This window comes from Rhizobium sp. R693 (genome assembly GCF_002211315.1).
GTDB lineage: Bacteria > Pseudomonadota > Alphaproteobacteria > Rhizobiales > Rhizobiaceae > Rhizobium.
This window is the reverse complement of the sequence record NZ_LOKY01000013.1, coordinates 84,464-110,150: the sequence shown is the minus strand read 5'-3', so window position 1 is coordinate 110,150 and position 25,687 is coordinate 84,464. Positions and strand designations below refer to the sequence as shown.

Below are 25,687 nucleotides of genomic sequence, written 5' to 3'. Positions count from 1 at the left end.
TGTGGCAGATGCCCGTCGCCTTCACCTCGACCAGCACTTCGCCGGCCCGTGGTCCCTCCAGCTGAACGGTCATCACTTCAAGCGGCTTTCCAGCCTCAACGGCAACGGCGGCGCGAACGTCCATGTCAGGTGTCTCCTGCTGATTTGATAGCGCGGACCTTTGCACGCACGGCGCGGACGGCTCAAGGAAAAACTGTCCGTGACCATGAGTTTCCCTTCCGAATACACTGATTGCGCCAGGCGTTATACGGCCTGCGTCAAAAGAGCGTTTCAGTTGCGAAAATAATGGCATAGCCGTGTACTGCGATGGCCGCGTAGAGACCGAAGGCAACCAGCATGCGCTCGCCATCCCTCATCTCTTCGAGCATCTGGCGCGGCTTCACCGAACCGCCACTCACGAGGCTGACAAGCGTGAAGACGAGCAGGCCCGCCGTCAGCATGTTCGCGGGCAAACCGACCTCGAATCCAATGCCGAGAATGCAGAGCGTCACCACAAAACTGGCTGCAATCTGCGACCTTCGCGTACGGAAGATCTGCCGAAGAACCTGACCTCCATCGAAACGATTCATCGGCAGCAGGTTCAGCAAGTTGAAAGCGCCGAGGATCAACATGAAAATGAGCAGAGGTCCGCGTGACGCCACGGGCAGTAGGCCGGCATCCGAAAGCTGCGCGGCGACCGCAAGAATTGGAACCACAACGGCCGACATTCCCGCGCCCATCAGCGCACAGGTTGCCACCTCGAACAGCGAGCGGTATGGCCTCCCGCCGATAGCGATGCCTCCAAGCAACGGGACAAAGATCATCCTGACGGATGCGTGACCGAACATGCGGTAGGCCGCCATATGCCCCAATTCATGCAACACGACGACCAGCGTCAGGAAGGTCGAGAGCATCAGGCCACCCGCATCGAACCCAAAGAAGGGCCAGAGCAGCAGAGTCGATACCACAGCAAGACCGCCTTGGACCCACGGTCGCTCAAAGTGACCCTGCGGCAGCGATTCGCCTGTCTTCAACCATCCGTCGAGCGCCTTCATTTCCCGGCGCAGAACAAAATAGCGAAACATGAGGAAAGCCAGTCCGCGGTATCTGTCCGTCTGCTCGACCTCCAGCAGGGCACCATCCGGTGTTGGTCGAATGATGCGCCGCTCCCGGTAATCGTTCCAGAATGAGGGATCGAGCGTGCTGTCATCGATGATGCGAGCCTGGAATCCTTGGGCATTCTTCGCGACCGATGGCAGCGGTTCCAACGCAAGCAGTCGGCGCGACGGCGCACCGTTCTTGTCGAGATGCTGGTAAGTCTGCTCCACGATACCGCATCGATTAGCAAGCGCACGACTGCTGATGACCGAGTGGTGCCACGACGCCTCCGAACCAGCGGGATTCATCGCGTTCCAGAGTATGTCGGGGGAGCATTGATAGGTTCGGCTGAGGCAGATGGTTCTACGTCCCAGCGGGACGCGCATCAGAAGCCAAAGAAGGCCGACATTTGTGACCAGCAAGAGGATCGCCGATTGCAGCGCCGTCATTTGCTACCTCCACCCGGCATCCTGCCGGGCGGACCACGATAGGCAGTCAGCCGTTAATAAAACCTGACCGGCGAGACAGGAAAGGCGGCAGGGCGCTGGTCAGGCAAATTCCAGAATGACGGCATCAACAGCAAGGCTCTCTCCGGGCTTGGCGTTGATTTTACCGACGACCAGATCTCGCTCCGCGCGCAGGACGTTCTCCATTTTCATGGCTTCCACCACGGCAAGCGTTTCACCAGCTTTGACTTCCTGGCCCTCGACCACGGCAATGGAAACGACGAGGCCGGGCATCGGGCACAGCAACAGCTTCGACGTATCGGGCGGAAGCTTCACCGGCATCAGCTTATCGAGCGCGGCGTGCCGCGGCATCAACGCCTTGGCCTTCAGAGATATCCCCTGCCAGTCCAGCCTGTGACCGTTAAGAACCGGGCGGATTTGTGCAATTACGTTTTGGCCCGCGACCTTGCCGTGCCAAACGGCGTCGCCGGGTCTCCAGTCGGTGACGACGTTGGAAATCCTGCCACCGATCTCGATGTCCATGTCGAACGGGATCGTCACCAGCCCGTCAACCAAACGCGCATCAACGTAACTGTCACCGAGCCTGACAGTCCAGTCGTCGCGGGTCGCACCGGTGGGAGCGCGCAAGCGGTCGGCGAAGCGCTCTCGACGATTGGCCTCAATGAGAGAGGCCGAAAGAGCGACCGCCGCGAGAGTCGCTTGCTGGTCTGCATCGGGCACCATCGGCGCAAAGCCATCCGGATACTCCTCGGCGATGAAGCCGGTAGACAGGCGCCCCTCGCGCCAGCGGGGGTGCTTCATCAGGGCGGCGAGAAAGGGGACGTTGTGTTCGATTCCATCGACAACGAAACCGTTGAGCGCCTCATTCATCGCTTCGATCGCCTCCAGGCGTGTCGGTGCCCAGGTGCAGAGTTTCGCGATCATCGGGTCGTAGTACATCGAAATCTCGGCACCCTCGAAGACGCCGGTGTCATTGCGCACGATGGCGCTTCCGGACCTGCCTTCCGCAGGCGGGCGATACCGCGTCAGCCGACCGATCGAGGGCAGAAAATTGCGATAGGGATCCTCGGCATACAACCGGCTCTCGATCGCCCAGCCGTTCAGCTTTATGTCGCCCTGCACGAACGGAAGCTTCTCGCCAGCTGCAACGCGGATCATTTGCTCGACCAGATCGATACCGGTCACCAGCTCCGTAACCGGATGCTCGACCTGCAGGCGCGTGTTCATTTCCAGAAAATAGAAATTGCGGTCACGATCGACGATGAATTCGACTGTGCCGGCGCTTTGATATTCCACGGCGCGGGCAAGCGCGACCGATTGCTCACCCATCGCCGCGCGCGTGTTGGCATCGAGGAACGGCGAGGGCGCTTCTTCGACGACTTTCTGATTGCGGCGTTGAATCGAGCATTCGCGTTCGCCGAGATAGACGATGTTGCCGTGCGCGTCGGCGAGCACCTGAATCTCGATATGGCGGGGCTCGACAACGTATTTTTCGATGAAGACACGGTCGTCACCAAAGGAACTCTTCGCTTCGGAACGTGCCCGGTCGAAACCGTCGCGCACTTCCACTTCGTTCCACGCAATCCGCATACCCTTGCCGCCGCCGCCGGCGGACGCCTTGATCATAACGGGATAGCCGATCTCGGCGGCGATCTTTTCCGCGTGACCCGCATCCTCGATCACGCCGAGATAGCCGGGGACGGTCGAGACCTTGGCGGCGTTGGCAAACTTCTTCGATTCGATCTTGTCGCCCATCGCCATGATGGCCTTCGGCTTCGGACCGATGAAGACAATTCCTTCCTTTTCCAATGCCTCGCAAAACGACGCTCGTTCGGACAGAAAACCGTAGCCGGGATGGACCGCTTCGGCGCCGGTCTGCTTGCAGGCTGCGATGATCTTATCCGCGACGAGATAACTTTCGGCGGCTGCCGCGGGACCGATATGAACAGCCTCATCAGCCATATCCACGTGGAGTGCATCCCGATCCGCATCCGAATAGACCGCTACCGTCGCAATTCCCATATGGCGCGCGGTCTTGATAACGCGGCAAGCGATCTCGCCGCGATTCGCGATCAGGATTTTCTTGAACATGGAGACTCCACCCAAAATATGCGTTCCGGAGTTTTACGCATAAACACCGGAACGCACAATCAGCCGAAAGAATATCCGAGGGTGTCAGGCGACCGCGGTTTCGCCACCGAAGCTGTCATCCACGATCCTGAGCCACCGGCTGCGGCGCGGGGCCTCGGCGTAGTCCACGAGCTGGAGCGCTGATAGAATGTCTGCCCAACGCGGATGATTTGCGGCTGGCAGCGTTTCCTCCGCGATCCGCATCATAACACTCCAGGTGAGGGGCGGCGCATTGATGACGCCGGCATCGCTGACACCGCGCAGAATCCGCATGACGTAGTCGATATCCTGGCGCGTGATGCCCTTTCGATCCACTGCGCGACACAGCTTGTAGCCGCCGACGCTTTCTGTCAACGCAAGACGCAGTTGGTCGAGTGCGAAGGCGCGCAGCTCATCCGGCACGTTCGCGGAGATTTCCATTGCGTGCAGAACCAATTCAAGCTCTAGCGCCGAATTGACCACGCCATCTGTCGCGACCATGCGCATGAGCCAGGCCACATTGATCTCGTCGAGGGATCCTTGAGGGTAAGTGTAGTTGACGATGAAACCAGCGAGCTGCTCCACAAAGAAGGAACTCCACTCAGGGCATTTTTCGGGGCAGGAATTGTTCAGCGCCAGCATGGCGACCACGTCGTCCGCGGTCCGGATGCCTTCCGGAAAGGTATGCTTGCGCAGCAAACTTATATCTTCGGCCGTCAGCCGATGCTTCCCGGCAATCACACATGCCGGAAAAGCGAGACGGAATTCGCTCATTTTTTGTCTCCAAACCTCATCATGAGGCCGAAGGCCCTTCTACCGCGAGCGAATTGATGATCTCTCAAGAAGCACTGTTAACGGCACGCTCACCCAATCACGACGTTTTTAACGATCGCGCCTGCACGCGCTCCCGCCAGATGATGAAGAGACCGGAAGCGACGATGATCAGGATACCGATCCACTTCGAAGCGTTCGGAAAGTCGCCGAACAGCGCGTAGCCAAGCACCGTCGCGGAGATGATTTCGAAATACTGGAACGGTGCAAGGAGCGACAATGGTGCCAGCCGAAAAGCGCGGACGATGACCATGTGCGCATAGCCCGAAATCGTGCCGAGAATCAGCAACAGAGCGAGCGCCAACGCAGAGGAGGGCAAGGAGACGTGGAAATCACCGATGCCGAGTCCATTACCCACAATCAATGCCGCCGCCATGAAGGCAGTACCGCCGATGCCCGCCATCGTCTGCATCGTCAGTGGTGAATCGGCATCACCGATTGCCCGGTTCAGAAAGAGATAAAGTGAGTACAGGAAGGCGCAAAGGACAGGCAAGAGCGCTTTCAAGCCGAAGATTTCGTAGCTCGGCTGTATGACGATCATTGCACCGCCGAAACCAACGAAAATCGCCATCCATCGACGCCATCCAACCCTGTCACCGAGGAAAATTGCCGATAGCGCAGTAAGCATGAGGGGTTCAACGAAGTAGATCGCGAACACGTCCGCGAGCGGCATGTATTTCACTGCAACGAAGAAGAGCAAGCTCGCCGCACCGTGGAGGATCCCGCGCAACAAATTCATCCAGGGGCGTTTGGCGTGTAGGGCCTGGCGGCCGAAGATCACGAACAGAAACGGCAGAGTGCAGACGAGCTGGAAGAAGAAGCGGTAGAATGTCACTTGGCCCGGCGACATCGCCTCGAATGTCGCCATGTATTTCGCGATTGCATCCATCGCCGGCAACACGAGCATGGCGCCCGCCATCAGAGCCATTCCCTGCAGAGGATTTTGGTGTTCGGGAGAATTGTGCATCAGTGAGATTCTATATTCGGTCCAAGGGGCTATACAGAAAGTCACGGTTGGGGTGAAGGGGCCGAAGACGCACTGCAGACATAGCAGCGCATAGCGGACGCGAGCGTTCGCACACTCGGCAGTCGTGTCCACAAGTCGCAGCCAATACCGCGCCTGGGGTTATCTCCGATCGAAGATGAAAGAGAAGAGCCGAACTCTTGATAACCATCCCAGGGATGGTTGGTGCGGTCGAGAAGACTCGAACTTCCACGGGTTGCCCCACAGCGACCTCAACGCTGCGCGTCTACCAATTCCGCCACGACCGCATCGTGGTAGGTGCCGATTTGTGCCGGCGGGGCAGCATGTAGCAAAAGCGTTTGGGGTACACAAGGGCGATATGGCAGATTTTTTCAAAAGAAATCACAGCATTTGAATCGCCCTTGAAACGAGGCCATATAGACCTTCGCAACGCTGCCCCAGGCGCAGCAGCGACAAGGAATGGCTATGCTACGCACAGATATCGAATTCTCCATGTTGCCCCGTGAAGGCTCGCGGCCGATCCGATGGCGCATCGCCGACGGGCTCGTGCCCTACGAAGAGGCTGTGGAAAACATGGAGCACGAGGTCGCTGCGATCGCGGACGGCGGCGACGAACTCGTCTGGCTCGTGGAACATCCGCCTCTCTATACGGCGGGAACCAGCGCGGATGCCAAAGACCTAGTGCAACCCGATCGGTTTCCTGTCTTCGCGACCGGCCGCGGCGGTGAATATACATACCACGGGCCAGGCCAGCGTGTTGCTTACGTCATGCTCGACCTGAAGCGCAGACGCCAAGACGTGCGCGCCTTTGTTGCCGCACTCGAGGAGGTGGTCATTCGTACACTTGATTCGATGAATGTCCGCGGCGAGCGGCGCGAGGACCGTGTGGGCGTCTGGGTGCGCAGACCTGATAAAGCGCCTTTGCCCGATGGCACCATGGCTGAAGACAAGATTGCTGCGCTGGGCATCCGGCTACGAAAGTGGGTGACCTTCCATGGCCTATCGCTGAATGTCGAACCCGATCTCGACCATTTCGGCGGAATCGTTCCGTGCGGGATTTCCGCCTATGGCGTTACGAGCCTCGTCGATCTTGGCCTGCCAGTCATGATGGCTGATGTCGACATCCGCCTTCGGCAGGCGTTCGAATCGGTCTTCGGCGAGACTGTCAATGATCGGTGATCCAAAGCCCTCTCGAGGAAGGCGCAAAGGGCCGGATGCCCGACCCCTTGCAGTCGACGTCTATTTGTCGCCGATGTCGCGGCAGGCATCCGAGTGTGAAGCTCCGCTGTCGCCGCCGGCTGTATGCACCCTGGAGTTCGTCTTCATGTAGTCGCAGTCGGCCAGGGGCTTGACGCTCGCGGTCGTCATTTTGTCTACGGACGAAGACGTCCGCGTCGGGGCAAAGCCGTCGCTGTCGTTCGTGTAGTCGTCGGAATATTCCGGTGCCTTGCGATTGACGTAGTGAACCGGCTTCTTCGGCGTCATCTGGACAGGCGCAAACCCGTCGCTGTCGTTACTGTAGTCGTTCGAATACTGCGATTGGGCGAAGGCCGCACTTGCCAGGCCGAGGGCGAGAATGGAAGCGGCGGCAGCAAATTTGAAGCGCATGGGAAATATCCTCAATTCTTCGTTGTAGTGACAACGATACCAAACCCTCGGCAACGATGAGTTCGCGCTTGAATTGCGGCAAGAATGTGGGCGAAAAATCACGCATGCGCTGCTGCTTTATCAAATGAAATCACAGATCCGCGACCTAATTTGACAGTTTCGTGATGGAACTTTGTTTCTTATTCCAGAGCGCGTGCTGGCTGTATTTGCACAATCAACACGAGATTAATTCTGTAAAAATAACGGTTATGTTCGCATCTTATCCCAGCGCTTGGCCAACCGTTCGCGCTTGAGCCGTGAGAGGCGCTGTATCCAAAAGATGCCGTCGAGCTGATCGATCTCGTGCTGGATGCAGACTGCGAGGAAACCCTCCGCTTCTTCCTCGTGCTCGGCGCCGTTCAGGTCGCGGTAACGAACGCGAATGGCCTTGGACCGCACTACCTCGTCGGTCATTCCGGGCATTGAAACGCTCCCTTCGACATGGCGAATCGTGTCGTCGGAAGCAAAAGTGACCACCGGGTTGACATAGAAACGCACGCCCTCGCCACGGCTCAGCTCTATCACGAAGAGCCTACGGAAGACGCCGATATGCGCGGCGGTGATGCCAACCCCTGGCGCGGCCCGCATCGTATCCAGCAGGTCATCCGCGAGTTCACGCAATCGCTCGTCAAAGACGTCGACGGGCTCGCAAACGGTTCTAAGACCGACATCGGGGAACTGTAATATGGGGCGGATGGCCAATGGCGGGGTTCCTGATTTCAGTTGCGCGGAAACTATCGCTACGCACATGCATTGTCATCCACGCGAGGCGTTTGCGGCTGGACGGACTATGAGGTTTCGGCTAGCACAAACTCATATATTTCGACGCTTAGTCGTTGAACTTCAACCGGATGCGAGGGCGGCAAATCATGACGAACGACGCAGAAGAGCTCGTCCGCCCGCGGCCAGACAGCAGCGACGCCGACATCTACGACGAAAGTGGCAACGTCCGAGGCGATTTTCTGGCGCTCGTAGGCGCAGCCATCGCCGATCGCGACACGATCTTCCTGCGCCAGCACGTTGCCCGCCTGCACGAATCCGAAATAGGCGATCTTCTCGAATCGCTGCAGCCAGACCAGCGACTCGCGCTTGTTCGTCTCCTTGGCGACGAATTCGACATGACGGCGCTGACCGAGGTCGACGAAACGATTCGTCGCGAGATCGTCGACCAGCTGCCGAACGAGCAGATTGCCGCCGCTATCGGCGAACTCGATTCGGACGATGCTGTCTACATTCTCGAGGATCTCGACACCGAGGACCGCGAGGAGATCCTTGCGCAGCTGCCCTTTACCGAACGCGTGCGGCTGCGGCGTGCGCTCGATTATCCGGAAAGCTCGGCTGGACGCCGCATGCAGACGGAATTCGTCGCGGTGCCACCGTTCTGGACGGTCGGTCAGACGATCGACTACATGCGCGACGAGGAAGACCTGCCATATTCCTTCTCGCAGATCTTTGTCATCGACCCGACATTCAGGCTGTTGGGTGCCGTCGATCTGGACAAGATCCTGCGTACCAAGCGGCAGACAAAGATTGAATCCATCATGCGGGAGACGAATCATCCGATCCCCGCGGAGATGGACCAGGAAGAAGCCGCCCAGCTTTTTGAGCAGTACGACCTTCTCTCCGCCGCCGTTGTCGACGAGAACGACAGGCTGGTCGGCGTGCTTACGATCGATGATGTGGTCGATGTCATTCATGAGGAAGCCGACGAAGACATCAAGCGTCTGGGCGGTGTCGGCGACGAAGAGCTGTCGGACAATGTTTTCTCGACCGTCCGCTCTCGCTTTCTGTGGCTGGTGATCAACCTCGGAACGGCTTTGCTGTCTGCAAGCGTTATTGGGTTGTTTGACGAATCGATCGAGAAGATGATCGCGCTCGCCGTGCTGATGCCGATCGTGGCATCCATGGGCGGCAATGCGGGCACGCAGACGATGACCGTTACTGTCCGCGCATTGGCGACCGGCGACATCGATATCTACAACGCAGGCCGCATCATCCGCAGAGAGGCGGGCGTCGGCATCGCCAACGGCGCGCTCTTCTCGGTCATCATGGGCGCCATCGCCGCCACGTGGTTTCACGACTACCAGTTGGGCTTCGTGATCGGCGCTGCGATGATTATCAACCTCTTTGCGGCAGCCCTTGCCGGAATTCTGCTGCCTTTGCTGTTGCATAAGGTGGGAGCAGACCCGGCCATTGCGTCATCAGTTTTTGTCACGACGGTGACCGATTGCACGGGCTTTTTTGCCTTTCTCGGCATCGCTACATGGTGGTTCGGAATTTAGCCGGCTCGAATTTCGTTGCAGAAATTGACTATTACGTAAAAGTCAATATTATTGGCTACCTTAGTGGTGGGGAGCCCATGCCGGTCAGCAAATACTATAGCATAACCGAATTGACGCGCGAGTTTGGAGTGTCAACGCGTACGCTGAGGTTCTACGAAGACGAAGGATTGATTCATCCCGAGCGCCGTGGACGCACACGGTTGTTCCGTCCAGCGGACCGCCGCCTCATCCAGGAAATCCTGCGTGGCCGACGCATCGGCTTTACCATCGCGGAAATCCGCGAGATCATTCAGGTTTACAAGGAGCCGCCGGGTGAGCTGGGCCAGCTCAAGCTCCTGATGAAGCGCGTCGATGAGAAGCGCGAAGATCTACGCCAGAAGCGTAAGGACATCGACGACACCTTGGCCGAACTCGACAACATCGAAGAGGCATGCCTCGGTCGTCTGGCCGATATCGGCGTCGGCACCTGATTATTGCGTGTTGGCACTACACTCGCTCGCCAGCGCCATGATCCGCCCGTCATCCGGCTTGATGGCGCCAGACTGGAATTCCGTAAAGAGCTTTTGATTTTGCAGTTTATCGAGGGTGCATTGGCAGAAGCTGCGGCATACCGCTTCGCCTTCCTGCATCACGCACGAAGCATTGCATTGCCTCAGGTAGGTTTCGACAGGATCCGGTTTCGCGGGCGGAATAATCACGGATAGTCCGTAGGCAATTGCGATCAGCACAGGCTGGTGGATCAGGTAGAAGGCGAGGCTATGGCGCCCGGCCTTCGCCGGCAGGCTTGAGCCTGTGCCAAGCCGTGCGAGCTTGTCGAGCAGCCGCGTCCTCATCGCAAGCAAGGTCGCCGTCATGCCAAGCAGGAAAGGTACCGCCCAGGGGAAGATCGGAACATAGTCGTTCGATCGTTGCGGCATCTCGGCGAGTCCGATCCAGGCGAGGTAGCGCGGATTGAAGATCGGCGAGCGCAGTAGATCCGGCGCAACCCAGGTATCCACGACCCATGCCGCGGTGACTGCAGCGGTCGCGGCGATGGTGAAAGGCAAGGGCAGACGCAGGAAGACAAGGCCAAGCAGGCTGAGGACCGCGATGCAATGGAGAATGCCGAAGAATATCCATTCCCCGGGGAAGACGAACCGCGTCACCACCGAGATCGCAAGCGCGGCAGCAGCGATCATCGCAAACCGCTTCCAGAACGAGCGCAAGCGAATCTCCGGCGTGTTTGCGAGCACCAGGCTGACGCCGACAATGAACAGGAACGTCGATGCGATGGCGCGGGCATAGAGCTTCAGCCAGCCGGTTTCGGCGGTGCCTGGGGCAAGGTAGCCCATGAACTCCATATCCCAGGTGAAATGATAGCTCGCCATCGCGAGCAGGGCGACACCGCGCGCTGTATCCAGCAAGCCGATGCGAGGCGGCTTAACGCTCGCATATGTTTCCGTTGCCAGAGCCGTCATTCACAATCCCTCGGATGAATCGTTGCCATCGTTCGAAGGCTCAGCGCGGGGAATAGGAGAAAGGTGGAGATTTGATGACGGCTGAGCGTCCATGATCGCCAGACGCGCCTCAGAGAAGAACTGCCGCCTTGTCAGGACGACAATGACGATCGTCGTCGTCAGCATGAAGACATAGGGGTTGATGAACCAGCCGAGGTAACCGATCGAGAGGAAAATGGCGCGCAGCCCCTCGTTGAAATGACCGGCAGCAATGATGTTCATGCGGATGACGCGTTCGGCCGCCCGCTCGGCGGCAATCACATCCTGTTCGCTGTCACGCATCATCGGAATCGAGCCGAAAAGAATAGTGCAGTAGTTGAACAGGCGATACGACCAGCCGAACTTGAAGAAGGCATATCCGAAAAGCGCCGCCAGGCCGCCGACCTTCATTTCGAAGACGGCATGCCCGCTATGAAAGACGAAGGGCAGGTCGGCAAAGACGGCATCGACCTTCTCCGTGGCGCCCAGCAGGGCAAAGCAGCTGCCGATGGCGAAAATCGATGTCGACGCGAAGAATGCGGTGCCGTTCTGCAGGCCGGCCATGATCTGGGTGTCGATCATCTTCAGGTCGCGCCGGAGCGAATTGTAGATCCACTCGCGCCGGCGCTCCCGCATGGCATGAGTGAGGCTGGTCCTGCCGAAGAAATTCGCACCCTGCAGCAGGCGCGCGTAGCCAAACCAGATCGCCGCAAAGAACACCAGTGCAATGTAATCCGCTGTCGTCATCATTATATTGAATCAGGTTCCTGTCGCCGCGCCACTCTACAGATGCGGGCGCACGCTGCAATGACTGGCAAGCCGCAGCACTTCGTTTTACAGATGTCGCATGCGTGAAATGCCATGTCGGTCCATCGCAGTGATCACGAGAGCCGTTAGCGTAGATTTACGCAGCAACTTTATAGGACGCAGTCATGTTCCTTTCCGTTTTCGACGTATTCAAGATCGGTGTCGGGCCTTCCAGTTCGCACACGATGGGTCCGATGACTGCGGCCAATCGTTTCCTCGATCTGATTCTATCGGACGATTGGCCGCGTCCGACCTCTGGCGCTCAGGTTGCGTCCATCAAGGTTAGTCTGCACGGTTCGCTGGCGCATACTGGCATCGGACACGGGACGGGCAGGGCAGTCATTCTCGGGTTGATGGGAGAGCAGCCTGACAGCGTCGATCCGGACAAGATGAACGGTATTATCGATCAGGTGGAACGCTCCGGACGCATCTCGCCGCCCGGCCATCCGAGCTACAGCTTCCAACCGAAGAACGATCTGATCTTTGACAAGAAGCTGCCGTTGCCGGGCCACGCCAACGGCATGTCGCTTTCCGCTTTCGACAAGGACGGTCGGATGCTGATCAAGCGCATCTACTATTCCGTTGGTGGCGGCTTCGTTGTGACTGACACCGAGCTCGAGCAGATGCGCGCCAAGAAGAAGGTACCTTCCGATTCGCGTAAGGTTCCGTATCCTTTCTCCTCAGCCAGGCAGATGCTCGACATGGCCGCGCGTTCCGGCCTCTCGATCGCGCAGATGAAGCGCGCCAATGAGGAAACGCAGCGCAGCCGCGAGGAACTGGACGCAGGCCTTGATCGCATATGGGAAGCCATGCGCTCCTGCATCGAACGCGGCCTCAAGGTCGATGGCATCATGCCGGGTGGACTTAATGTGCGCCGCCGCGCCCGTGCGATTCATGACAAACTGCAGGAAGAGTGGCGCAGCAACCGTATTAACCCGCTGCTCGCGAACGATTGGCTGAGTGTCTACGCCATGGCAGTCAACGAGGAGAACGCCGCTGGCGGTCGCGTGGTTACGGCTCCCACGAACGGTGCAGCGGGCGTCATCCCGGCAACGATCCGCTATTACGAGCATTTCCACGACGACTGGGACCAAAACGGGATCCGCGACTATCTGCTGACTGCCGCCGCGATTGGCGGGATCATCAAGCACAACGCCTCTATTTCCGGCGCAGAGGTCGGCTGTCAGGGCGAGGTAGGGTCCGCGGCCGCCATGGCGGCTGCCGGCCTCGCGGCGGTTATGGGCGGCACGCCGGAGCAGATCGAGAACGCGGCCGAAATCGCGCTGGAACATCATCTCGGCATGAGTTGCGACCCCGTTGCCGGGCTCGTGCAGGTTCCCTGCATCGAACGAAATGCCCTCGGCGCGGTCAAGGCAGTTACAGCGGCGTCGCTGGCAATCAAGGGAGACGGCAAGCACTTCGTTCCCCTGGATGCCTGCATCGAAACTATGCGGCAGACCGGCAACGACATGAGCGAGAAGTATAAGGAGACATCCACCGGCGGGCTTGCCGTCAACGTCGTGGAATGTTGACTTTGTGAACATGCGACTTGCCGCTTGACGTTGCCCGATAAAAGGACTTCAACGGCGGCATGGCATTGCATCTCATTAAATTATGCGTAGGCGCGGACTCGATTGACGATCTGCGCGAATGGGTCGCAGAACGCTCTCTCCGGGCAATTGCGGCCGGGCTTGAGCCGCATTCCGTACATACGACAAGGATGGTCCCGAAGCGTGTCGAGGAACTACTCGACGGCGGTTCGCTCTATTGGGTGATCAAGGGGCAGGTGCAAGCACGCCAGAAACTGCTCGACATCCAGACCTTTACCGATGGCGAAGGAATCTCGCGATGCCATCTTGTGCTTGGGCCTGAAGTCATCGAAACGGCCGTGCAGCCGAAGAGAGCTTTCCAGGGCTGGCGCTATTATCCGCAGGACGATGTACCGCGCGATTTGAACAGCCTGGGAGAAGGGATTGCAGAAATGCCCGCGGACCTTCGCCGCGAGCTCTCCGAACTCGGCCTGCTCTGATCAGCGCAGGCGCAGCGTTACCGGTGCCCGACCTTCCGGACACGTGACATGAAGGTGGATGTTGGCTTCCGCCTGCGAGCAGCGCCACGCCCGCGCGCCGTGGCACAACAGCAGATTAATCAGGTCCTTGGTCTTTGCCGACTTTGGCTTCTGCCGCTGCAACCCCACCTCTGCCAGCCGCAAAGCCGCTTCGTGTAGTGGGTGCAAACCGGCTCGCGGATTCTTGCCGGTCACCCGGCCATGTGGCGGAAACTCCGGAACATTCTCGTTGATCGCCATTCTCATCCCCTACGCATTACAAACCGAGTCTCAGAACTCCGTCGGATCAAAAACACCGATCACGACGTCCTAGACTGCCGCCTGCGCATGTCAGGCGGCAGGTCGCTGATCACTGAGCCGTGGCCCAGCACTTCACGCCAGCCCGCTTGAGGGCGTTGCAGGCGTTCACGGCAGAACGCTGATCATCAAAGCCGCCGAAGCGAGCACGATAGCTTCCGGCGTTAGCGACTGCGATAGGCTTCGCCGAGCGCAGAGCCTTGCCGCCCTTGCTCTTGGCGCTGTCGAGCAGATCCATTGCACCTTCCTTGCTTGCGGAAACGCCAATCTGGACAGCCCACCCCGTTAGTTGCGCCTCCTTGGTGGAGGCAGTCGTCAGTTCGTCGACTGAGGTGTCACCCTGTTCCGGCGGTACATAGGCCGGCGCAGGTGCCGGCGTGGCGACAGATGCCTGCTTGATGGCCTGCGTCTTGACCTTCTTCGGCGCGGGCATTTCTTGCTGGAGTAGCGGATTTTCGGACTTCGACTGGGCGACATCGGCATACGCGACCTGCGCAGATGCCGGCTGAGAGCGCGGGTCCGGAGCAGTGCGCGGCACGCTGACTTCAGCCGCAGCCGAAGCGACGCGCGTTTCCGCGACAGGCGCTGCGGGTTGCGATGGGGTCTGGGCGACCAACTCCGAAGAACCGCCGCGGCTGGATGCCTTCGGCAGATAGGCCGCAATCAGCTTGCGCATCTGATTGTCGCGGGCAGGGGTCGACGCACCGCCGAGAACAACTCCAACGATCGACTTGCCGTCGACCTGAACGGAGCTCACCAGGTTGAAACCCGCCGCGCGGGTATAGCCGGTCTTGATTCCATCGACGCCGCGCACAGAACCAACGAGACGGTTGTGGCTTCGGATGATGCGATTGCCGAACTTAAAGCTCTGCGTGGAGAAATAACCGTAATACTGCGGGAAATGCTGGCGAAGTGCGATACCGAGGCGGGCCTGGTCGCGAGCGGTCGTCATCTGGGCGGTATTCGGCAAACCGTTGGCATTGCGATAGGTTGTACGCGTCATGCCCAGCGCGTGTGCCTTGGCGGTCATCACTTGCGCAAAGCGATCCTCCGAGCCACCGAGCAATTCGCCGAGAGCCGTAGATGCATCGTTGGCTGAGAGCGTGACAAGGCCGAGGATTGCCTGTTCGACCGTGATCGTACCGCCGGCGCGGACACCGAGCTTCGTCGGCGCCTGGGCGGAAGCGTGTGCGGAGAAGGGAACTGGAGTATCCAGGCGAATGCGGCCCTGTTCCAGGGCTTCGAAGGTCAGGTAGAGCGTCATCATCTTGGTGAGGGACGCCGGATACTGCAGACGATCCGCGTTCTCGCTGTAGAGAACATTGCCGGTCTTCGCATCGACAACGATGCCGGCATATTTCGAGTTGGCAGCCTCCGCATCGGCATCGATCGAGTCGGCCATGACGATACCGGCAGCGAGAGACAACGCCGTGACCGCTCTTATCAGAAAATTGCGGGATCGCGATGGGGATACGGAGGAGACTGACCTTAGCACTATTCTACTCTTCGCTTGCATTTCGGATATTGGAGAGATCGCCCGCCCTCTCGGCGCGATCGCTCTCTCACCAAATTTATCCGTCCGGGGTTACCAATCCGTTTATGATTAATCGTTTGTTTCGCCACATCGGATCATTCTAGCGACCTGTCGCAGAAGTGTTCACAAGCCGTGCCTCCACAAAATGGCGAATAGCGGCGTCAATATGGTCCCAATCGGGCAGATGCGTGCTTGAGAACCGGTAAAGCACAGTTAAATCGCGACCGACTTTTATGTCACGCTGGCAATCGCCGCTGGTGGCCATTTGAGGCATTGCCGGCAAGGTGCAACGCACGACGTAATCCGGCGCGCCGGTGCGCGGCGCGGTCAACAGAACCTCGTCGGCATAGCCTGCGTCTGCGCGCAGGTGATGCAGCGTCATGCCATTGGCAAAGGGCGCGCCGTTGCCCTCGATCAGATGCGAGTAGATCGGCTCAAGGCGACCGGACATATCCCGGGACATGGTGCTTTGCGCGATCTGGAGGAAGATCAACCCCGACGACTGGCTGATATCGTCGAATCGCTCCCGACGGGCCTTGTTGTAGCCCTGCATTTCCGGCCACGTGAGGTAGAGGTCCGCCCGTTTGGATGGGCCGTCTTTCCGCTGACTGGGGAAGCGCAGCGTGTTTTCGGGAAGACTGATGGTGTCGCGGCCGATTGTCAGAATTATTGGAGTGGTCGAAGCGGTATTGCCAGCGAGGGAAATGCGAGCACCGAACCAACGGCCACCGAAACTGATAATCATCGTCAATGCCGCAAGGCAGGCGACAGCGATCGTAAGGCGGATGATGAAACGCGTCGAAAGGAGGGGCGATTCCTCGATCTCGCGGACGGTACCGGTATGGTTCATGGCGACCTTCGGCTGTCAGACCGCCGCGAAGAGAACAGAGTCGCCGGTGCCGTTGATAATTCCGCTATGATCCCGCCATCACAGTTAACGAACAATTAAGCCACATATTGGGGCACGATAAAAAGCGAACCGCTCCCGGGACAGCGGGAGCGGTTCTATGGCACCGGTCAGGGACGGGGATGCGGGGGACGACCGGAGCCGTATGGTTGTCGTCATCTATCCGGCGACGTCATGCTTACTTGACGCTGCCGACCGCCACTGCACGACCATCCTGCAGCTTGACCCAGCGGGTCGGATCGTCAGCCGACTGACGTTTCAGGTACGTGTATTCTGTGTCGGCCCAAAGCATGACCTTGTTGCGCATATTATCGAGAATGAAATCGCCGCGGTCGGTGCGGACCGTCAGCACCGCATGGCCTTCGCCATTCGGCTGCAGGACGACCGTCATCAGCAGATCAGAAGGCGAAAAGCCGGCATCGATCAGCATCTTGCGCTTCAGCAGCGCGTAGTCTTCGCAATCGCCAGCCGTGCGGGGATAGGCCCAGCGCTCTTCAACGCCGTAGATTTCCTTGTCGGTCAACGGCGTAATCGACGAATTGACCTGGTAGTTCACCTTGAGGATCGTCTTCCAGCGCTCTTCCGTCAGAAGAAGTTCGCCTTGGTCGCCAGCTGCATTGGCGCAATCGGCAGGCATCTCCTTGCAGAATTGATAGGCGCCGATCGGCGGGCTCGCATTGCCAAGGACGGTCATGTTGAGGGGGCTCGCTTGTCCCGAACCCACCATCGCAATCAACATCGCACCGACGGCTAAACTGCCCTTGATGAAAGTTGCTATCGTCATTTGTCGTCTCCCCGTTGTGAGAAGAACCTGACACGGACGCTTTTATTCTGCGCAAAATTACGCAGTTAAATTAAAGGCTTAGTTGATTTAAACACGCAGAGAAATCGACTAAAAGGAAAGTCGAATACACATAAAATTCGAAGCGCTTTTGCGCTAATTTCGATTAAAATTGTTCCTTCCTCGGAAAGGCGTCCGGCGAGTGATCGGAGCATTTTGGGACAATTTATTAACGGCGCGACCGGACTCGGAGTTTTCGCAGAACTTTGTTTACCATCCGAGATGGCCTCGGCACGAGCCTGCACCTCGATTGAAACCGAAGAATCGGCGCTGAAAGTGGCCGATTGGCCCAGCGATTTCAGTTTCGGCGCCAGAATTATTTTCGAGAAACTTCGCGAAAGATGTCTGTCGAGTCGACGATCGCGCCCGCCAAACCCTGGTGCGACGCCGAATGGGCGGCAGCCTCAACGATAGCAAGCCGGCTTTGCGGCCAGGCTTTCGACAGCTCCCGTGCCGTCACGAGCGGGGCCTCCAAGTCCAGCCGGCCCTGAACAAGCACGCCGGGTATGCCTGCCAGTTTTCCGGCATCGCGGAGCAGAACGCCGTCGTCTAGCCACGCGAGATTACGGAAGTAGTGCGTATGATCCATGCCCGCGTCAGTAAGTAGCCGGGATCTTGCCGGCGGCAAGGGAGGCCCTTGGGATCAGCAAGGAGGATCGAGGCGGCCTCCCATTCGTGCCAATTTCGAGCTGCCTCAAGGCGGACGTCTTGTCGGGGCGCGTTGAGAAGACGGTGATGGCCCTCAAGTACGCCGAGCTCCCTGAAATCGGCAGGAAGCGCGTTCAGTAAACGGTCCCACTCCGCCGGAAAAAGTCTTCTCATTCCATGCACGAGCCAATCGATTTCCGAAGGCCGGGTGGTGGTAGCGCCCGCAAGAACCATCGCGCGAACGCTTGCTGGATATGTCTCAGCGTAGGCAAGTGCCAGCGTCGAACCCCAGGACGTTCCGAGCAACAACCAGCTTGTCACTCCCAGGTGATGCCGCAATCTCTCGACATCGTCGACCAAGTGCCAGGTCGTGTTCGCGCCAAGTTCGGTGGTCATATCGGCAGCGCTCGGCAAGCTCCGACCGCAATTGCGCTGACCGAAGCGGACAATCCGGTAGACTGCGGGATCAAAGTAGCGACGAGCGAATGTCGAACAGCCAGAGCCAGGGCCACCATGAAGGTAGAGCGCCGGCAGACCATCCGGATTGCCTCAAGCCTCCCAATAGACCTGCTGCCTGTCGCCCACATCGAGAAGGCCGTGCTCGTAGGGCTCTATTTCAGGATACAGACTCTTCATACGCCAATCTTCCGGCAGCGTCGTGCATCATGTTCGTGACGTACGGATGACAGAGATCAGAGAAACTCGCGGAGCGTTTCCCGCGACTGAATGGAAAGAAACTCGACCGCGACGCCTTCTACGAAATGGCGAACAACACGACCGCGCATGTTGCCGAGACGGAGAGGCGTGCCAATCGGCGGACGCACCTCGACATCAATCGCGGCGCCAGAAAGCGACAAGTCCATGATACGGCAGCTGTAGCGGGCGCCGTCTTCAAGGGTGATTTCGGTTTTGGTCTCGCGCGGCGTCAGGCGGTCGTGGCGACGGTCTTCCGGAAGCCCGAGTTCATGCTTGTTCGCAAGCCAGGTGAGCTGCGCCGCGAGTTTCTCCCGCTTGCGTTCGGTCGCATGGATCGACATCGAGAAGCCATGACCGTCGACCGCCTGCACATAACCTTCGACGCGTCCGAGATGGTCGATATAGGCAACAATGCGCTCATTGGCGCGAGGACGACCCAGGCAGGTCACGTACATATCGCCCGGCGACATGTCGATGACCATGCACTCATATTCCTCATAGTTCGCCAGCATCAGCCGGCCCTGCATGTTGATGGGAACGCGTTGAAAGGCACCTTGTTCGAGGCGAGGCGCAGTCCGTTGCGTCTGAACTTGCTGGAACGCGTGCATCAAAGGGCTTCTTCATGAAATACAACCGCCCGATCATTACCCGTAATCCCTTAACAGAAGGTTGTTCAGGTTCGGCCTCTATGCACGCACGCGGTTGTGTCGAATCGAAACAGCAGAGACATCGCGTTCCGCGAGCAGATCTGACACGACGCGTCGTATTGTATCGGCAATCGATGGCCGACGCACGTAGAGCGTGTGTTCATTTTCAAGCTCCGCGTCATTACGCTTCTCCTCGCCGCCAAGTCGTTCATGCAGCAGTCGGCTGCGATCAAAGGCAAGGAACTGCAACGGCACGACTTCGAGCCAACTTACCGCGACGGCGGGAGCGATGGCGCCCAACAGCTTGTCACACTTGCTATCCTCGGAGCGGAGCGGCAGCAGGACAATTTCGAAGCAGGCACTATGGCCGGCTGCGGTGAAACCCGTCGCATTGAGCAGCGCGGGGATCGCATGAGCCATCACGCCCGCCGCCGTGTGCTCGATATCGTCGCTCCCATGCGCCCAGAGTTCGGAAAACGGAGCACCACGGAGGTCGCGACCAAAGAGATCACAAATGCGCGTTCCGGCAAGACGGAACGCAACGCGGCCCGTTTCGTTTGTTTCGAGGAGAAACACACTTGATAGGATCTGGCGCAAATCCGTTGGTTCGACCTGCGATCTCAGCGGTGCCACGTCGTGGCCGCGGATGCGATTCCAGTATTCGAATAGGTCGATCGTCGTTTTGACACGCATTACGGCACCAGTTGCTTCAGTTTGGATCAAAACACGGCCGTCATGGCCGTGCGCTCTTATGCCGTGCGTATTTCATGCCAACTCGCGGCAATTAAGGTTAAGAAAGGGTTTCGATTGAGCTGCCAGCCGTGCCGTGGCAGTGTTTGCCCATCGCTTCCTACCTTTGGGAAGTTCAGCACAGACTGTCGGGCGCTCCCTGGGACGCTCGGAGCCGTCCGGCCTCTGCCTGACGGCTTTTTTTTTGACCTTTCGTCCTGTAAGGCTGTGCCGGAATGAAGTGAGGACGAAGATGAACGAGCACTCGGTCGAGCCGCAAGCGGCGATGGAGCCCCCGGCAACGCCGCCGTCAGCGCCCATCTTCAACCTTCCAGGCCCGGTGCTCGCAGCCCTTGGACTGTTGGGGCTGATATATGCCGTTCAATCAACGCTTCTGTCTGGTAACGCTCTCGACTGGCTGTTTTTCAATTTCGGCTTCATTCCGTTGCGCTACATTACGCCACTGTCGGAACAGGGGCCGCAGCTCTTCTGGACACCGATCACCTATTCGCTTCTCCACGGCAGCATTGAACATATCGTTTTCAACGGGCTATGGCTCATGGCTTTCGGAACGCCGGTGGCGCGCCGCATTGGAACGTTTCGCTTCCTCGTTTTCTGGGTGCTGTCCGCGGTTGCGTCGGCCGCTCTGCATGCGGCGCTGAATTGGGGAGAGGCCACGCTGCTAATCGGCGCATCCGGCGTTGTGTCCGGCCTAATGGGCGCTGCCTGCCGCTTTGCGTTCCCGCCGGAACAGCGGATCACCCGACCGGCGCATCTCAATCCCCGTCTTTCAATGGTCGAATCTTTTCGCAGCCGCACGGTCGTCGCTTTCATTCTCTTCTGGTTCGTGGGCAATATCCTGATTGCGGTGGGCGTCCCACTGATCGGCGACGGCTCGCAAGCAATCGCCTGGGACGCCCATATAGGTGGGTTCATTTTCGGCTTCGCTCTCTTCCGTCTTTTTGACCGCAGACCGCCCGAGCCGCCGCCAACTTCAGAGACATCGGATATATTGCAATCTTGACAGTTGGAGTGCACCATTCGAACTGATCCGTGTCGAGAGGAGAGACCGTCGCGGATGCCTGTGATCAGTTGAAGTGCTGCACTTTCGACATAGGAGGTTCAAAAATGTCCAATTCAGTCAAGGCCATACTCGACGTAAAAGGCAGAGATGTCGTAACCGCCGGGCCGAACACGACTGTTTCTGAAGCGGCCGTGATTCTCAGCAAGAAAAAGATCGGCGCGATCGTCATCGTCGGGATGGAGAACAAGATTTCCGGGATTTTCACGGAACGTGACGTGGTGCACGCAATCGCCAAGGCGGGTGCCGCCTGTCTCGATCAGCCCGTTGGCTCGTTGATGACCTCCAAGGTTTACCGGTGCCATGAAGACTCAACCGTGAATGACCTCATGGGACTGATGACAAGCCGCCGCTTCCGCCATGTTCCCGTTGAAACGAACGGCAAGCTCGCCGGCATCATCTCGATTGGCGACGTCGTGAAGACCCGTATCGCGGAAGTCGAACTGGAAGCCGAACAGATCAAAGCCTACATCGCCGGCTGAAACGCTTCGCCGGCGCTCAGAGAGGGCCGGCGAATATCTCCTGCATTCGTTTCAATTCAGGAAGCCGCAGCTTGGCTTCCTCATAGCCGCGCTCGATCGCTTCTCCGGCGCGATGGAACTCCGACAAACCGATATCGCCGAGACGCGGCTGAAGCGATAGATCCGGCGGATCACCCGCCAGGCGCGCACGCGCGATCCTGTCCTGGATAATGTTAAAAGCCTGCACCATCACGCCGGTCATGCCGAGTTTGGCATAGGGTGCCTCCTCGCGCCGGTGCACTTCGGACGGTGAGAGGGTGGCGTTGTGCCGGACGACAGCAGACCGACCATAGAGATCGTAGTTCAGGTTGACGGCGACCACCAGCGGTTGCTCATAGGCACGGCATACCGAAACGGGAACCGGATTGACCAAGGCGCCGTCGACGAGCGTCCGCTGGTTGCTGCGAATTGGCTCGAAAATGCCGGGTAGGGCATAGGAAGCGCGAAGCGCGGTGATCAACGAGCCGTTGGCGATCCAGACTTCATGCCCGGTGTTGACCTCCGCGGCGACGGCCACGAACGGCCGGTCCAGATCTTCGACGTTCAGGCCTTCCAGATGCTCCTGCATGCGCTTCGTCAGTCGCATGCCACCGAACAAGCCGCTGCCGCCGATCGTCAGGTCAAGCAGACTGGCAATACGCCGCATTGTCAGCGAACGGGCGAATCCTTCCAACTCGTCAAGCTTGCCGGCCAGATAACAGCCCCCGACCAAGGCGCCGATCGAGGTTCCGGCGACCATGCCGATCTCGATGCCTTCCTCGTCCAATGCGCGTAGGACACCTATATGCGCCCAACCGCGCGCGGCACCACCGCCGAGTGCAAGGGCAAGTTTCGCTTTTTTGGGGGGGGCAGGCGCGGGAATGGCGGGAGCGTTCATGTCTGGCGCTGTCGGGGTACTGATGTTGGACGTGCCCAGCTCAGAGCTTTGGCGGTACAAACCCCAATTCAGCATGGCTCGCCTCCCTCCCGGCAAACAATCAAAAACGAACTATATTAGTGTCCCGTGTCCCTTTCCAATTCGTATATAGGCGTAGATTTTGGCCCAATAAGAGGCGATTTTCGGCTTTTATGAGTCTTTTCCGTAAACTTCATTCGGATCGAACTGGAGATCGTCATCGACGATTTCAAGCATCGGCTTGCCATCTTCGAGGTTCACGGTCCGATAGAAGCAGGAGCGGCGGCCCGTATGACAGGTGGCATCGTGACCAGCTACCTCAACCTTCAGCCAGATGGCGTCCTGATCGCAATCCGTCCGGATTTCCTTGACCATCTGAGTGTTGCCCGACGTTTCGCCTTTGATCCAGAGCTTGCCACGCGACCGGCTGAAGTAGTGCGCCTTTCCGGTCTGGATGGTCAGGGCGAGAGCCTGTGCATTCATATGCGCCACCATCAGCAACTCGCCATCGGTAGCATCTGTGACGATCGCAGTGATCAGACCGCGGTCGTCAAATCGCGGCGTGAAGTCGCCCGCGTCCTCGAGTTCGGATTTATCGTCGGACGGTGCATTGAAGGCAAAGGGCATCATCGCGGCTTTCTCATTCGAAGCCGTCTTCAGCGGCTCCGGACCATGGACATGAATCGGGCTTGATCAGCCGGCTCAGTTTTGAACGTTCCGGTAAATGTTGTCGTCAATGTGGTCGAGCCCTGCTTTTGCACACCGCGCATTGCCATGCACATATGTTCAGCCTCGATCATGACGGCAACGCCGCGGGGAGCGAGTGTGTCGTCGATGGCCTTCGCGATCTGGGCGGTCATGGTCTCCTGCGTTTGCAGGCGGCGACCGTAGATTTCCACGACGCGCGCGATCTTAGAAAGACCAAGGACTTTGCCGTCGGGCATATAGGCGACATGCGCCTTTCCGATGATCGGCACCATGTGGTGTTCGCAGTGCGAAAAGAAAGGAATGTCCCTGACCAGGACCATGTCGTCGTAGCCGGCGACCTCTTCGAAGGTGCGGCCAAGCACGTCTTCGGGGTCCATATCGTAGCCGGCGAAAAGTTCGCGATAGGCCTTTGCCACGCGAGCCGGAGTATCAAGCAGGCCTTCGCGCGACGGATCGTCACCAGCCCAGCGCAGGAGCGTGCGGACGGCGTCCTCGGCTTCCTTCTGGCTGGGCCGATCGGCTTCTAGATCGGTGGGGGTCTGCGGAAAATTCTTGATGATGGCGTCCATATGTAACAGTCTCCTGGTCCGCTTTAGCGAACCGTCTTTCGGACTAGCCACTGGCAATTCCACTCGAGGGAATTCATGCACCTTTGGCAGGCTCCGGGGCTTTCAGGGCTCAAATAGCTACCCTTCCGGCACGGTTTCCCAATCAAACTTAGCCGAGGCCATTGCATTTTTATGGCCTTCGAACGACATACATATAGGAAAACGGCACCTTTATGTAAGTCTCCCGGCACGACACGCTGTGTTTTTCTTTTGTGCTACAATGAGTTTCAAGGCGCCGATCCGCATGAATTCTGGAGCGGAATCCACGATGGACGATATCTACAACAGCAAAATCCTCGAATTTGCGGGCAATATTCCACTGATCGGCGATTTGCCGGATGCCGACGCCAGCGCCCAGGCTCACTCCAAGCTTTGCGGCTCCAAGGTGAAGATTTGGCTGAAGATGGATGGCGACACGGTGACCGGATTTGCGCATGACGTCAAAGCCTGCGCGCTTGGGCAGGCATCCTCTTCGATCATGGCGCGCCATGTAGTTGGCGCCAATGCGGGTGAAGTACGCAAGGCGCGCGAGGACATGCTGGCCATGCTCAAGGCGGACGGCGAGGGGCCGGAAGGCCGGTTCGAGGACATGCGCTATCTCCGCCCAGTGAAGGATTACAAGGCCAGACATGCCTCCACGATGCTCACGTTCGAAGCCGTCGTCGATGCGATCGGCCAGATTGAGGCCAAGCGCGCCGAAACAATCGAGGCCTGAGCGGCATAGTCGATGTGCGAGTTCTGTTCGATAAACCATGATGACGACGAAGACGAGGGCGGTGCAGCCGCATCCCGTCGGTCAGCAGGCTCCTATTCCCGTAATTATTCCGGGCCGTTTCGCAAGACGCCGGGCAGGTTGCTCGGGATGGGCTTCATCCGCCTCTATCAGCTGACGCTCTCCGGTTTCATCGGCAATTCATGTCGCCACATCCCGACCTGCTCTGAATACGGTTATGAGGCGGTCGCGCGCCATGGGCTGTGGAGCGGCGGGTGGATGACGCTGTTTCGCGTCGCGCGTTGTGGGCCGGGCGGCACGAGCGGGCTCGACCCGGTTCCCGACCAGCTCGACGTGCGCTTACACTGGTGGACACCCTGGCGCTACCTCGCGCTTGGGCGCAAGACAGGCTGAGGGATGACACAGGGCGCATTTCAGGGAGTTTGCCGTCACGTCCGAATCGCAGATGCGTTGTGCAAGCATACCGGTGCGGCGCCGCCCGAGAGCAATGCGGAGTTCTGGAAAGCATGATCTACGTTGCGCTGCTGCACAGCATCGTGCTTGCGCCAGGTCGCCGCGTGGTGATGTCCGACCTTCGCGACATGGCCAGGGACATCGGTTACCAAGATCCGAGAACGCTGGTTTCGACCGGCAATATCGTTTTCGAAACAGACACTTCTCCGCTCCCGGACATTGAGGCAAAACTGGAGGCCGCGTTTAAGACGAGGTTCGGCAAACCAGTCGATATCATCGTGCGCAAAGGCGCCGACTGGTTGAAGCTTGCAGGCTCCAATCCATTTCCGGACGGTGAGGGCAGCCAAGTCATCGTGCGTGTGATGCGCAAACCACTTGGTCCCGCAACCGTGCAAGCGCTTCGGCCTTATGCCGATCCGAAGCAGCGAATGGCACTCGCCGGAGGCGACCTCTGGATAGATTTTGCGGGCAAGCCAAGCGAATGGAAGTTGCTCTCGGCCCTGACGACCAAGCGGATGGGCGTCGGCACGTTGCGAAACTGGAATACGGTTCGCGGCCTTGCCGAAATGATCGGTTAAGTTGGCTTTTTCTTTACTCAAGCAGCAAATCTCGGTATCAGGCGGCGGCGCATTCGTGCGGAC

Annotated in this window: 27 protein-coding genes, 1 tRNA gene and 2 pseudogenes; 10 read left to right on the top strand and 20 right to left on the bottom strand. The window is 58.6% G+C overall.

Translation table 11 applies throughout. The annotated features are described in order from the left end of the window. The 6 genes and pseudogenes from ATY79_RS30525 to ATY79_RS14875 form a co-directional block, all read right to left on the bottom strand. Positions 1-124: pseudogene (locus ATY79_RS30525) on the bottom strand (S-(hydroxymethyl)glutathione dehydrogenase); the annotation flags it as partial. Between the two features lie 133 nt (positions 125-257). Continuing rightward, a complete protein-coding gene (locus ATY79_RS14895; RefSeq protein ID WP_088704231.1) occupies positions 258-1,526 on the bottom strand; it encodes a hypothetical protein in 1,269 nt (422 codons plus the stop codon). A gap of 99 nt (positions 1,527-1,625) precedes the next feature. Then, positions 1,626-3,635 carry an acetyl/propionyl/methylcrotonyl-CoA carboxylase subunit alpha gene (locus ATY79_RS14890; RefSeq protein WP_088704230.1) on the bottom strand — a complete coding sequence of 670 codons (2,010 nt, stop codon included), beginning with the start codon at positions 3,633-3,635 and terminating at the stop codon, positions 1,626-1,628. Positions 3,636-3,719: 84 nt separating this feature from the next. Next, positions 3,720-4,427 carry a hypothetical protein gene (locus tag ATY79_RS14885; protein WP_088692819.1) on the bottom strand — a complete coding sequence of 236 codons (708 nt, stop codon included), beginning with the start codon at positions 4,425-4,427 and terminating at the stop codon, positions 3,720-3,722. Between the two features lie 97 nt (positions 4,428-4,524). Then, a complete protein-coding gene (locus ATY79_RS14880; RefSeq protein WP_088704229.1) occupies positions 4,525-5,403 on the bottom strand; it encodes a DMT family transporter in 879 nt (292 codons plus the stop codon). 268 nt (positions 5,404-5,671) lie between these two features. Then, positions 5,672-5,756: transfer RNA gene (locus tag ATY79_RS14875), tRNA-Leu, on the bottom strand. A 172-nt stretch (positions 5,757-5,928) separates the two neighbouring features. Between ATY79_RS14875 and lipB the strand changes: the two genes are divergently transcribed. Next, the gene (lipB, locus tag ATY79_RS14870) at positions 5,929-6,648 is read left to right on the top strand and encodes a lipoyl(octanoyl) transferase LipB (RefSeq protein ID WP_088704228.1); all 720 of its coding nucleotides are present in this window, start codon (positions 5,929-5,931) and stop codon (positions 6,646-6,648) included. 60 nt (positions 6,649-6,708) lie between these two features. On the opposite strand, the gene ATY79_RS14865 is transcribed toward lipB, so the two are convergent. Further along, a complete protein-coding gene (locus ATY79_RS14865; protein ID WP_088704227.1) occupies positions 6,709-7,077 on the bottom strand; it encodes a hypothetical protein in 369 nt (122 codons plus the stop codon). A gap of 246 nt (positions 7,078-7,323) precedes the next feature. Further along, positions 7,324-7,818 (bottom strand): peptide deformylase, encoded by a 495-nt coding sequence (locus tag ATY79_RS14860; RefSeq protein WP_088692815.1) that lies wholly within the window; start codon positions 7,816-7,818, stop codon positions 7,324-7,326. 164 nt (positions 7,819-7,982) lie between these two features. On the opposite strand from ATY79_RS14860, the gene mgtE reads away from it, so the two are divergent. Both mgtE and ATY79_RS14850 read left to right on the top strand, forming a co-directional pair. Continuing rightward, the gene (gene mgtE / locus ATY79_RS14855) at positions 7,983-9,398 is read left to right on the top strand and encodes a magnesium transporter (RefSeq protein ID WP_189637144.1); all 1,416 of its coding nucleotides are present in this window, start codon (positions 7,983-7,985) and stop codon (positions 9,396-9,398) included. A 77-nt stretch (positions 9,399-9,475) separates the two neighbouring features. Beyond that, on the top strand, positions 9,476-9,868 hold the full coding sequence (locus ATY79_RS14850; RefSeq protein WP_016554043.1) for a MerR family DNA-binding transcriptional regulator: 393 nt from the start codon (positions 9,476-9,478) through the stop codon (positions 9,866-9,868). Here the strand turns inward: ATY79_RS14850 and ATY79_RS14845 are convergent, their stop codons facing one another. Next, positions 9,869-10,855 (bottom strand): DUF1624 domain-containing protein, encoded by a 987-nt coding sequence (locus ATY79_RS14845; protein ID WP_088704226.1) that lies wholly within the window; start codon positions 10,853-10,855, stop codon positions 9,869-9,871. Then, complete coding sequence (locus tag ATY79_RS14840) at positions 10,856-11,620, bottom strand: DUF599 family protein (protein ID WP_088692826.1); 765 nt, start codon at positions 11,618-11,620, stop codon at positions 10,856-10,858. A gap of 185 nt (positions 11,621-11,805) precedes the next feature. Between ATY79_RS14840 and ATY79_RS14835 the strand changes: the two genes are divergently transcribed. Next, positions 11,806-13,212 (top strand): L-serine ammonia-lyase, encoded by a 1,407-nt coding sequence (locus ATY79_RS14835; protein ID WP_088692812.1) that lies wholly within the window; start codon positions 11,806-11,808, stop codon positions 13,210-13,212. Positions 13,213-13,271: 59 nt separating this feature from the next. Beyond that, positions 13,272-13,709: a DUF1489 family protein gene (locus ATY79_RS14830; protein WP_016554039.1), complete on the top strand. Its 438-nt coding sequence runs from the start codon at positions 13,272-13,274 to the stop codon at positions 13,707-13,709. Here ATY79_RS14830 and ATY79_RS14825 read toward each other — a convergent pair whose 3' ends face one another. The 7 genes and pseudogenes from ATY79_RS14825 to ATY79_RS14790 form a co-directional block, all read right to left on the bottom strand. Beyond that, positions 13,710-13,988: a hypothetical protein gene (locus ATY79_RS14825; protein WP_088692811.1), complete on the bottom strand. Its 279-nt coding sequence runs from the start codon at positions 13,986-13,988 to the stop codon at positions 13,710-13,712. Positions 13,989-14,097: 109 nt separating this feature from the next. Further along, positions 14,098-15,561, bottom strand: coding sequence for a D-alanyl-D-alanine carboxypeptidase (locus ATY79_RS14820; protein WP_189637142.1), 1,464 nt, complete (start codon positions 15,559-15,561; stop codon positions 14,098-14,100). A gap of 118 nt (positions 15,562-15,679) precedes the next feature. Next, the gene (locus ATY79_RS14810; RefSeq protein ID WP_088704225.1) at positions 15,680-16,429 is read right to left on the bottom strand and encodes a hypothetical protein; all 750 of its coding nucleotides are present in this window, start codon (positions 16,427-16,429) and stop codon (positions 15,680-15,682) included. 235 nt (positions 16,430-16,664) lie between these two features. Next, a complete protein-coding gene (locus ATY79_RS14805; RefSeq protein WP_088692808.1) occupies positions 16,665-17,270 on the bottom strand; it encodes a transglutaminase-like cysteine peptidase in 606 nt (201 codons plus the stop codon). A 373-nt stretch (positions 17,271-17,643) separates the two neighbouring features. Further along, positions 17,644-18,611 (bottom strand): annotated as a pseudogene (pip, locus tag ATY79_RS14800) (prolyl aminopeptidase). A 56-nt stretch (positions 18,612-18,667) separates the two neighbouring features. Beyond that, positions 18,668-19,279, bottom strand: coding sequence for a PilZ domain-containing protein (locus ATY79_RS14795; RefSeq protein WP_088692806.1), 612 nt, complete (start codon positions 19,277-19,279; stop codon positions 18,668-18,670). A 78-nt stretch (positions 19,280-19,357) separates the two neighbouring features. Then, positions 19,358-20,011, bottom strand: a complete 654-nt coding sequence (locus tag ATY79_RS14790; RefSeq protein ID WP_088704224.1) for a PAS domain-containing protein — start codon at positions 20,009-20,011, stop codon at positions 19,358-19,360. A 289-nt stretch (positions 20,012-20,300) separates the two neighbouring features. Between ATY79_RS14790 and ATY79_RS14785 the strand changes: the two genes are divergently transcribed. Both ATY79_RS14785 and ATY79_RS14780 read left to right on the top strand, forming a co-directional pair. Continuing rightward, on the top strand, positions 20,301-21,071 hold the full coding sequence (locus tag ATY79_RS14785; protein WP_088692804.1) for a rhomboid family intramembrane serine protease: 771 nt from the start codon (positions 20,301-20,303) through the stop codon (positions 21,069-21,071). A gap of 104 nt (positions 21,072-21,175) precedes the next feature. After that, complete coding sequence (locus ATY79_RS14780; RefSeq protein WP_088692803.1) at positions 21,176-21,610, top strand: CBS domain-containing protein; 435 nt, start codon at positions 21,176-21,178, stop codon at positions 21,608-21,610. A gap of 16 nt (positions 21,611-21,626) precedes the next feature. On the opposite strand, the gene ATY79_RS14775 is transcribed toward ATY79_RS14780, so the two are convergent. The 3 genes from ATY79_RS14775 to folE form a co-directional block, all read right to left on the bottom strand. After that, positions 21,627-22,601 (bottom strand): patatin-like phospholipase family protein, encoded by a 975-nt coding sequence (locus tag ATY79_RS14775; protein ID WP_088692802.1) that lies wholly within the window; start codon positions 22,599-22,601, stop codon positions 21,627-21,629. A 114-nt stretch (positions 22,602-22,715) separates the two neighbouring features. Beyond that, the gene (gene hisI, locus ATY79_RS14770; RefSeq protein ID WP_088692801.1) at positions 22,716-23,174 is read right to left on the bottom strand and encodes a phosphoribosyl-AMP cyclohydrolase; all 459 of its coding nucleotides are present in this window, start codon (positions 23,172-23,174) and stop codon (positions 22,716-22,718) included. A gap of 26 nt (positions 23,175-23,200) precedes the next feature. After that, the gene (gene folE / locus ATY79_RS14765; RefSeq protein WP_088692800.1) at positions 23,201-23,821 is read right to left on the bottom strand and encodes a GTP cyclohydrolase I FolE; all 621 of its coding nucleotides are present in this window, start codon (positions 23,819-23,821) and stop codon (positions 23,201-23,203) included. 307 nt (positions 23,822-24,128) lie between these two features. Between folE and ATY79_RS14760 the strand changes: the two genes are divergently transcribed. The 3 genes from ATY79_RS14760 to ATY79_RS14750 all read left to right on the top strand — a co-directional run bounded on the left by ATY79_RS14760 (position 24,129) and on the right by ATY79_RS14750 (position 25,624). Beyond that, positions 24,129-24,575, top strand: coding sequence for an iron-sulfur cluster assembly scaffold protein (locus ATY79_RS14760; protein ID WP_088692825.1), 447 nt, complete (start codon positions 24,129-24,131; stop codon positions 24,573-24,575). Between the two features lie 12 nt (positions 24,576-24,587). Continuing rightward, the gene (gene yidD, locus ATY79_RS14755; protein WP_088704223.1) at positions 24,588-24,986 is read left to right on the top strand and encodes a membrane protein insertion efficiency factor YidD; all 399 of its coding nucleotides are present in this window, start codon (positions 24,588-24,590) and stop codon (positions 24,984-24,986) included. 113 nt (positions 24,987-25,099) lie between these two features. Further along, complete coding sequence (locus ATY79_RS14750) at positions 25,100-25,624, top strand: DUF1697 domain-containing protein (protein WP_088692798.1); 525 nt, start codon at positions 25,100-25,102, stop codon at positions 25,622-25,624. Positions 25,625-25,687 lie beyond the last annotated feature (63 nt).